9 protein-coding genes are annotated in these 8408 nt (G+C 72.3%); 4 read left to right on the top strand and 5 right to left on the bottom strand.

The features are described from left to right. The first annotated feature begins 172 nt into the window (after positions 1 to 172). Entirely contained in the window at positions 173 to 1387 is a 1215-nt protein-coding gene (gene xseA, locus AB0B14_RS04835; protein ID WP_357521295.1) for an exodeoxyribonuclease VII large subunit, read from the top strand. Positions 1388 to 1457: 70 nt separating this feature from the next. On the opposite strand, the gene AB0B14_RS04830 is transcribed toward xseA, so the two are convergent. Together AB0B14_RS04830 and AB0B14_RS04825 are read right to left on the bottom strand one after the other, a co-directional pair. Then, positions 1458 to 1865 (bottom strand): hypothetical protein, encoded by a 408-nt coding sequence (locus AB0B14_RS04830; protein WP_357521293.1) that lies wholly within the window; start codon positions 1863 to 1865, stop codon positions 1458 to 1460. 76 nt (positions 1866 to 1941) lie between these two features. Further along, the gene (locus tag AB0B14_RS04825) at positions 1942 to 2226 is read right to left on the bottom strand and encodes a DUF3349 domain-containing protein (protein WP_357521291.1); all 285 of its coding nucleotides are present in this window, start codon (positions 2224 to 2226) and stop codon (positions 1942 to 1944) included. Between the two features lie 122 nt (positions 2227 to 2348). Between AB0B14_RS04825 and AB0B14_RS04820 the strand changes: the two genes are divergently transcribed. Then, positions 2349 to 2570, top strand: a complete 222-nt coding sequence (locus AB0B14_RS04820; RefSeq protein WP_141907898.1) for an exodeoxyribonuclease VII small subunit — start codon at positions 2349 to 2351, stop codon at positions 2568 to 2570. Positions 2571 to 2613: 43 nt separating this feature from the next. Here AB0B14_RS04820 and AB0B14_RS04815 read toward each other — a convergent pair whose 3' ends face one another. Together AB0B14_RS04815 and AB0B14_RS04810 are read right to left on the bottom strand one after the other, a co-directional pair. Further along, complete coding sequence (locus AB0B14_RS04815; RefSeq protein ID WP_357521289.1) at positions 2614 to 3462, bottom strand: hypothetical protein; 849 nt, start codon at positions 3460 to 3462, stop codon at positions 2614 to 2616. A gap of 191 nt (positions 3463 to 3653) precedes the next feature. Further along, positions 3654 to 4301 carry a DUF4245 family protein gene (locus AB0B14_RS04810; protein WP_357521287.1) on the bottom strand — a complete coding sequence of 216 codons (648 nt, stop codon included), beginning with the start codon at positions 4299 to 4301 and terminating at the stop codon, positions 3654 to 3656. 159 nt (positions 4302 to 4460) lie between these two features. Between AB0B14_RS04810 and glpX the strand changes: the two genes are divergently transcribed. Together glpX and AB0B14_RS04800 are read left to right on the top strand one after the other, a co-directional pair. Beyond that, entirely contained in the window at positions 4461 to 5492 is a 1032-nt protein-coding gene (glpX, locus tag AB0B14_RS04805; protein WP_357521285.1) for a class II fructose-bisphosphatase, read from the top strand. Further along, complete coding sequence (locus AB0B14_RS04800; protein WP_357521283.1) at positions 5489 to 6478, top strand: DMT family transporter; 990 nt, start codon at positions 5489 to 5491, stop codon at positions 6476 to 6478. Before glpX ends, AB0B14_RS04800 begins: the two co-directional genes overlap by 4 nt. A 98-nt stretch (positions 6479 to 6576) precedes the next feature. Here the strand turns inward: AB0B14_RS04800 and AB0B14_RS04795 are convergent, their stop codons facing one another. Beyond that, positions 6577 to 8355: a hypothetical protein gene (locus AB0B14_RS04795; protein WP_357521281.1), complete on the bottom strand. Its 1779-nt coding sequence runs from the start codon at positions 8353 to 8355 to the stop codon at positions 6577 to 6579. Positions 8356 to 8408: the final 53 nt, after the last annotated feature.

The following is an 8408-nucleotide window of genomic DNA, read 5'->3' as shown; positions in this document are numbered from 1 at the left end:
AACACCTGCCGATGCCCGAACGTCACCACACCCGGCCTCGCCACCAGCACCTCCACCACAACCAAGATCAGTTGCACTGAAGCCTAGAAACCACCCCGACACCAGGGGCAATAACCTCATGATCAACGGGGCAGGCCACGGGGGCAGGCCGTGGGGTCCGTAGGGTGGGCGGGTGACTGAGGGGGCGCGGAGCAGTGCGGAGGAACCTTGGCCGGTGCGGGTGGTCAGCCAGAAGGTGGGGGCGTGGATCGCCAAGCTCGGCTGGGTGTGGGTGGACGGGCAGGTGGCGCAGATCAGCCGCCGTCCCGGGGCCAGCACCGTCTTCCTCACCCTGCGTGACCCGTCGGCCGACCTGAGCCTGACCGTCACCACCAACCGGGACGTGCTGGACGCCGGGGCACCGGAGCTGCGCGAGGGTGCCCGGGTGGTGCTGCACGCCAAGCCGGAGTTCTACGCCGCCCGGGGCACGCTCAGCCTGCGCGCCGACGAGATCCGTCAGGTGGGGCTCGGGGAGCTGCTGGCCCGGCTGGAGAAGCTCAAGAAGCTGCTCGCCGCCGAAGGGCTCTTCGACCGCGCCCGCAAGCGCCGACTGCCGTTCCTGCCCGGCCGGATCGGGCTCATCACCGGCCGCGCGTCGGCGGCGGAGCGGGACGTGCTGACCAACGCCCGGCGACGCTGGCCGGCGGTGGAGTTCCGCACGGTCAACGTGGCCGTGCAGGGCCCGTCCGCGGTGCCGCAGATCATCGACGCGCTCAAGGTCCTGGACGCCGACCCGAGCATCGACGTGATCATCATCGCTCGGGGCGGTGGCGGCATCGAGGACCTGCTGCCCTTCTCCGACGAGGCGCTCTGCCGCGCGGTGTTCGGTTGCCGTACCCCGGTGGTCAGCGCGATCGGCCACGAGACGGACGCACCGCTGATCGACTACGTCGCCGACGTCCGCGCCTCCACCCCGACCGACGCGGCCAAGCGGGTCGTCCCCGACCTCACCGAGGAGGTACGCCTCATCGGTCAGGCCCGGCACCGCCTGGAACGGGCGGTGCGCAACCTGGTCGACCGGGAGACGCACCGGCTCGACGGGTTGCGTTCCCGGCCGGTGCTGGCCCGACCGCAGGTGATGGTGGAGCATCGCGCGACCGACCTGACCGCGTTACGCCAACGGGCCGGCCGCTGCCTGGCGCACCGGCTCGGCGCCGCCGGCGACGACCTGCGCCACACCCTCGCCCGGCTGCGTGCGCTCTCCCCCGCCGCCACCCTCGACCGGGGGTACGCGATCGTGCAGCGCGCCGACGGCCACGTCGTCCGCGCGGCGTCCGACGTCGGCAAGGGCGACCCGTTGCGGGTACGACTGGCCGACGGCGAACTGTCCGCCACGGTCGACGGCTGACGCAGGCCCAGGTCGACGAGTTACCGATCGGGCTGGCGCTCCCATGGCCGCGGCGCTTCGCTCGGCTCGCTCACTGCCGTGTCGGCTCGCATCGCCATCCCTGAGCATCCCGAGAGATCTCGAATCGATCAAGCAGATCGAAGGCATCTGCGGTGGCGGCGCATGCCGCTGCTCTCATCGCCGTGGCTTCCGTATCCACCACGTTCATCCCGACCCACCTGAGGTGAACCGTGCAAGCCGCGACGTCGAGTCCCATTCCCGCGATGATGCCGAGCCCGAGGGTGGCGCCTTCCACAGCAGCCTTGGCCAGTTCGGGCTGCCGCTCAGGTTGAACAGCGGTGTCGTCTAGGGGGTCGACCTCCCAGACCACCCCGCGCTGGACCACCCCGTTCCAGCCGATCTCGACTCGCACCTCGGCGAAACCTGTTCGCCCAGCGGCCTGCCTGAGCAGTCGAAACGCTCCGGGACGTCGGTCCATCACTACTCCTCCCCCAGGTGGTTGGTGCCCGGCCACGAGTTGCCGCGCCGGCCGCTCGGGCAGGACGATCTTCGCGTCAGTCGCCGTCCGCGTCCGACTCGTAGCCCGACGCAGACAGGTGACCCCGGACCCGCTCCACATCCGCCGGCGACGGCCGCCGGGAACCTGCCGCCGCAGCCGCGTCGTTTTCGACGACCACGACTTCTCCATCGATGAACTCCGCGACCAGGCGGGCGAGACCGAGCTCCGAGAAGTCCTCGGACATCACGACGTGAAGTGGAAGGTAGTCACTCTCCGGAAGGCCATCCGGGTAGGCCCGACGAAGGATCTGCAGTGACGGCAGCAGCCATTCGTCCAGCACGACTACCTGCCGAGAAATCGCCGAACGGGTTGCCCGAGGGTGGCGGCCAGTCACTTGTCGCATCGCACGTCGTGCACCAGCGCATGCGACGTCGCCTGAGCGGGTGTGATGGGATGGTGCGGATGAGCGACGACACGAAGGCCGGGCCGGACGAACGGCTCAGTTACGAGCAGGCCCGCGCCGAGCTGGCCTCGGTGGTCGAGCGGCTGGAGGCCGGCGGCACGTCCCTGGAGGAGTCGCTGGCGCTCTGGGAGCGCGGTGAGGCGCTGGCGGTGATCTGTCAACGCTGGCTGGACGGCGCGCGGGCACGGATCGACGCCGCCCGGCAGGAGCCCGCTTCCTGACCGACCGCCCGTGGGGCGGCCGGAGCCGCCCCACGCGCGTACGTCAGTTGAACAGGCTGTACAGCTCGGCTGGCGCTTCCACGACCTGGTCCGCCGGCGGCTTTTGGGCGGCGGTGGCGGCACCGTAGTCGGAGTACGTCATCTTGATCTCCTGGGCGGCGGTCTGCCCGGCGGCCGGCAACTGCAGCACCAGCTCACTGAGGCGGTTCTGCGGGTCCACCTTCGCGGTGAAGGGAACGGTCTTCGCCTGGGTGCCCAGCGCGGCGATCGTGGCGGCGTTCAACGAGCCCGCCTCGGCGGCCTTGGTGACGTCGATGGTGCCCGCGTACGCGCCGGTGCCGGTGCTGCGGACCTCGGTGATGCCCTGGGTCAGCACCGCGCTGCCGGCCGGGTCGACCTTGTCGAAGTCGAAGCCGAGGTTGCGGTTGCCCTTGATCCGGGCCTGGTCCAGGTGCTGGTACTTACCGAGGTTGAGCTGCTTGATGGCGGGCAGGCTGTCGGCGGTGGGGCCGGTCAACTCCAGCTTCACCCAGCTGTCCGGCTTGTAGTGGATCACGTCGAGCTTCATGGCCAGGTCGGACGAGGGGCCGCCGATGGCGAACTTCATCGCCGCGCTCTGGCTCGGCTGGTGCACCTGGCCCTCGGCCGTCGAGCCGGCGCCAGCGAGAGTGAATCGGAAGTTGCCGCTGCTGATCTCCTTGGTGGAGTCGAGCAGGGCCTGCTTGGCGTCGCCCGCCGCCGGAGCGCCGGACGCGCTCGCCGTGCCGGACGCGGTCACCGTCGGGGTGGCGGTCGATCCGGCGGTGCCGGTCGAACCGTTGCCGCAGGCGGCCAGTGCGGGCGTGATCAGGGCAGCGGCTACCAGGCCGGCACCGAGTCGTCGGACAGTCATACATGTCTCCCAAGAGGGTCACCCGACGGCCTGGACGGCGCCGGAAACCGGGCGACGCGGCAGCACCGTCGGCCGCGCCGCGCGATCCGGGCCGAGCAGCGCGCCCGGATCACTCCCTCTCTGTTCCCTGTTGACGGGTCGGACAATCACCCTTCTGTCCGGTTGCCCTCTCCGACCACCACCGAGCCCGGTCAGCGCAGCGAGCCGGCCAGCTCGCGTAGTTCGTTGTCCCGGGCGTCACCGACGACGATCACCGTGCGGGTCGGCTCCAGGAGTACCAGCGCCTGCTGGTTGCCCCGGGCCGTGTAGAGCTGCCAGGTCCGCCCGGCCAGCTCGGTCGGGCCCCGGGGCTGACCCTGGTCGGTCAGCTCGGCGGGGAGCAGCCGCTCCGCCGGCACACTGCTCTGCAGGAGCTGGATGCCCCGCCCCTCCGGTGTGAGATAGCCGATACGCAGGTTCGCGCCGCCGTCGACAGTCTGGTAGCGGGCGTTGACCGTCGACCATTCGGAGCTGAGCCCCTCCGGCTGGCTCACCGGAAACACGTTCGCCGACCGGGCCTGCTCGATGGCCGGGGCCGGATCGACTGTCGTGGCCTGGTCACCACCGAGGAAGCCCCGGTAGAACGCCAGCAGCAGCGCGATCGGGACGAGCAGCACCAGCAACGAGATCGCCATGTCCTTCGGCGACCGTTCGGATTTGGCGGGCCTTACTCCCGGTGGCGGCGTCGGCTCATCGCCGACGGGGTCACCACCGGGGTCGGCGGGGACGTCGGCCGGCGGCTGACCGTCGGGCGGCGTGCGGTCGGCGGGTACGCGGTCGGCTGGCTGTGCGGGCTCCACCCCTCCATCTTCGCAGCCGCCCGACCGGCGGTATCCAGGCCATCACCGCCCCGCGCCAACCCCGGGTCGGCCATCGTGTGAGGATCAGCGACAGAGCCGGCAGTGGGGACCGCCCCGCCGCCGGACGTCCCCGCACCGTCGCGAGGAGGAGCAGCCGTCATGACCAACACCAGGACGCGGATCCCACAGGATCTCGACCGAAACCTCGCCCTCGACCTGGTCCGGGTCACCGAGGCCGCCGCGATGGCCGCCGGCCGGTGGGTGGGCCGGGGCGACAAGGAGGGCGGCGACGGGGCCGCCGTCGACGCCATGCGCAAGCTGATCAACTCGATCCAGATGCGCGGCGTGGTGGTGATCGGCGAGGGCGAGAAGGACAACGCCCCGATGCTCTTCAACGGCGAACACGTCGGCGACGGCACCGGCCCGGAGGTGGACGTCGCCGTCGACCCGGTCGACGGCACCACCCTCATGAGCAAGGGCATGCCGAACGCCGTCGCCGTGCTCGCCGTCTCCGAGCGGGGTGCGATGTTCGACCCCAGCGCCGTCTTCTACATGGAGAAGCTCGCCGTCGGTCCCGCGTACGCCGATGTGATCGACATCAACGCCGGGGTGGCCGAAAATCTGCGCCGGATCGCGAAGGTCAAGGGCACCGACGTGTCCGAGGTGACGGTCTGCGTGCTGGACCGCAGCCGCCACGACGACCTGGTCACCCAGATCCGCCGGACCGGGGCGGGCATCCGGTTCATCTCCGACGGCGACATCGCGGGGACCATCGCGGCCGCCCGGGGCGAGTCCGAGGTCGACGTGCTGATGGGCATCGGCGGCACCCCGGAGGGCATCATCTCCGCCTGCGCCCTGAAGTGCATGGGCGGTGCGATGCAGGCCAAGCTGTGGCCACGCGACGAGCAGGAGCGGGAGAAGGCGCTCGCCGCCGGGCACGACCTGGACCGGGTGCTGGCCACCGACGACCTGGTCACCGGTGACAACTGCTTCTTCGTGGCGACCGGGGTCACCTCCGGAGATCTGCTGCGCGGGGTGCGGTACCGGGCCGGCGGCGCGTACACCCAGTCGATCGTGATGCGGTCGAAGAGCGGCACGATCCGGGTGATCGACTCGTACCACCGGCTGGAGAAGCTGGCGCTCTACTCCGCTGTCGACTTCGACGGTCGGCCGCTGGCCGAGCAGGAGTGACCGCCACCGGCGCCGCGACACCGCAGGCTCTCTCCGCGACCCGCCGGATCACCGGCGTCGCGCTGGCGTCGGTCTCCGGGGTCGCGGTGGCGGTGCAGTCGCGGATCAACGGCGAGTTGGGGGTACGCCTGGCCGACGGGTTCGCCGCCGCGGTGGTCTCGTTCGGCGTCGGCCTGCTGGTGCTGCTGATGTTGGTGCCCGCCACCCCCGGCGGGCGACGTGGCCTGGCCGCGACGCGGCGTGCCCTGGCAACGGGAACGCTGCGGCCGTGGCAGTGCCTCGGCGGGATGTGCGGGGCTTTCCTCGTGGCCACCCAGGGGCTCACCATCGGCACGCTCGGCGTGGCGGTCTTCACCGTGGCGGTGGTGGCCGGCCAGACCGGCAGCAGCCTCGCCGTGGACCGGGCCGGGATCGGGCCGACCGGCCGGCAGCCGGTCACCAGGCAGCGACTCGCCGGCGCGGTGCTCACCGTGCTCGCGGTCGGCCTGGCCGTGGCCGACCGGCTCGGCGATCCGGGCACGCTGGCGCTTGCCCTGCTGCCCCTGCTCGCCGGCCTGGGCATCGCCTGGCAGCAGGCCGTCAACGGGCAGGTCCGGGCGGCGGCCGACAGCGCGTTGACCGCCACCCTCGTCAACTTCGCCGTCGGGACTGTCACCCTGCTCGTGGCGTTCGCCGTCGACACCGCCGTACGCGGCTGGCCGACCGGCGACCTGCCGAGCGAGCCGTGGCTCTACCTGGGCGGCCCGATCGGCATCGTGTTCATCGCGATCGCCGCCGCGATCGTGCGGTTCACCGGTGTGCTGCTGCTCGGTCTGGCCACCATCGCCGGCCAGATCGTGGGGGCGGTCCTGCTGGACCTGGTGCTGCCCACCGCGGCCTCCCACCCCGGTGTGAACACCCTGCTCGGGGCAGCACTGACCATGGTGGCGGTGCTGATCGCCGCGCTGGCGCCACCGGCCCCGCGCGCCGACCGACCCGCGCGCTGAGCGCACCACGCACCGACCAACCCCCCGCGCCGACCGACCCGCGCGCTGAACGCACCACGCACCGATTAACCCCGCGCTGGCGGCTCCGCGCCCGACGCTCAGCCCGGCGGCAGCTGCGACGGGTACGGCGGCCGGGGCTGCGCCGGTCCGGGCGGCGGGAGCTGCGACGGCGCGGGCGGGTCAGGCACCGCCGGCGGGCGCGACGGGTAGAGCGCATTCGGGTAGGGCGGGTCAGGCACCGCCGGCAGGCCCGGAGGGTAGGGCCCGTGCGGATAGGGCCGCCCGTGCGGATAGGGCCCGTGCGGCGGGTAGGGCGGACGCGGCGGGTGCCGGCGCTCGTACGCGCGGGCCGGGTCGACCAGCCCGGCGATCCGGATGGCCAACAGCACGCCCGGCACCGTGCCCAACAGGGCGAGCGCCACCGCGAACCGCGTCTGTGGTGGGGTGCCGTGCAGCCAACCGACGAGCGGCAGCCCGGCCAGGACGACGGTGAGCAGGAGCCCGGTCAGCGCCCCTCCGATCCACCGGCCCGTTGCCCCCTGGTAGGAGGCTCGGACGACCAGGCTCACCGCCGTCAGGAGACACGCCGGCAGAACGACGAGCAGCAGGGCGTTGTACGTCGACCAGTCGTCGTTGCGCTCCCAGGCCAGGGCCAGCACGATGCCGGCGGACAGCAGCACCCCGCTGCCGGCGACTCCCCACCAGCGTGGGCCTTTGCCGCGCCGGATCGCCAGGTGGGCGGCGAGCACGGTGACCGCGACGGCGAGGGTCAGCGAGAGGGCGAAGGCGAGAAAGACGTCGGTGTCGCGGTCGCCGGGTCCACCGGAACCCAGTGCGGGTGGACCGTCCGCGGTGTCCTGCTCACTGGGGAAGCCGGCACGTCGCCAGCCGCCGTCCGACCCTCGGCGCAGGAGGCCGTCGCGGCCGTTGGCGACCAGCACCTCGTGGCCGCCGTCGGCGACGGGATAGACGATCAGATCACGGGAGGCGAAGTGCCGACGAATGTCACCCGGGTTGTCGAATCGACGGGCAAACGCCTCGCGGCGTGCGTCCGACACCTCCCAGGCCACCCGCCACGTCACACCGGCGTCGTCGCTCTGCTCCACCCGCAGGTGACCGCGGACCGCCCGGTAGCACCGCTGCGGCTCGGCCGGCACACACGCCTGCCGCTGCCCGACGTCCGGACCGGACAACCGCTGCTCCTCGGCGGCGTCGGCGGGTCGCCAGTTGGTCCCCCGGTCCGTACTGACCGACCACCGACCCTCGGCTGGCTGGGTCGGCCAGGATCGGTCGTCGTAGCCCGAGCCGATCGAGACCGCCGGCTGTCCGTCGAGCAGAGCGGTGCCCACGGCGTAGGGGTAGCGCACCACGCTTGTCGCGGCCACCGCCAACACCGCCGGCGGCAGCACCACCAGTAGCCGGACCAGCCGGGCGGTCCGTTGGCGCACCGGCCGGCGACGCGCTCGCGTCCAACTCCACCAGGCCAGGCCGAGCGCCGGCAGGGTCAGCAGGTCGGCCCGGTCGGCCCGGACCAGGGACGGCCCGGCCAGTACGGTCCAGGCCGACGAGGCCAGCTCGGCGGCGTACCCGCTGGATTTGACGAGCGCGAAGCCGGCGCCCACCGCGACCAGACCGGCCACCGCGGCGGCCCGGGCCGGCAACCGCGGCACCAGGAGGGTCAGCAGCACCGCGACCAGTGGCGGGGCGAGCACCAGACCGGCGACGTCGCTCAGCTTGCCGGTCAGCAGGCCGGGAAAGGCTGCCTTCAGGACGTGGTCGTTGACCAGGAGCAGCACCAGGGCGAGCAGGGTGCTGGGGTGGCAGAGCCAGGGCAGGGTCGTCGGTGCGCCGTCCAGCCGTGCCGCGGGACCCGTCATCCACCCAGGGTCCGGTCGACCCGTCTCGATCCGGACACGGATCGGTTCGGGTC

The organism is Micromonospora sp. NPDC049171, from assembly GCF_040648275.1.
Classification (GTDB): domain Bacteria; phylum Actinomycetota; class Actinomycetes; order Mycobacteriales; family Micromonosporaceae; genus Micromonospora.
Note: the sequence above shows the minus strand (reverse complement) of the source record. Positions and strands in the feature narration are given on the sequence as shown.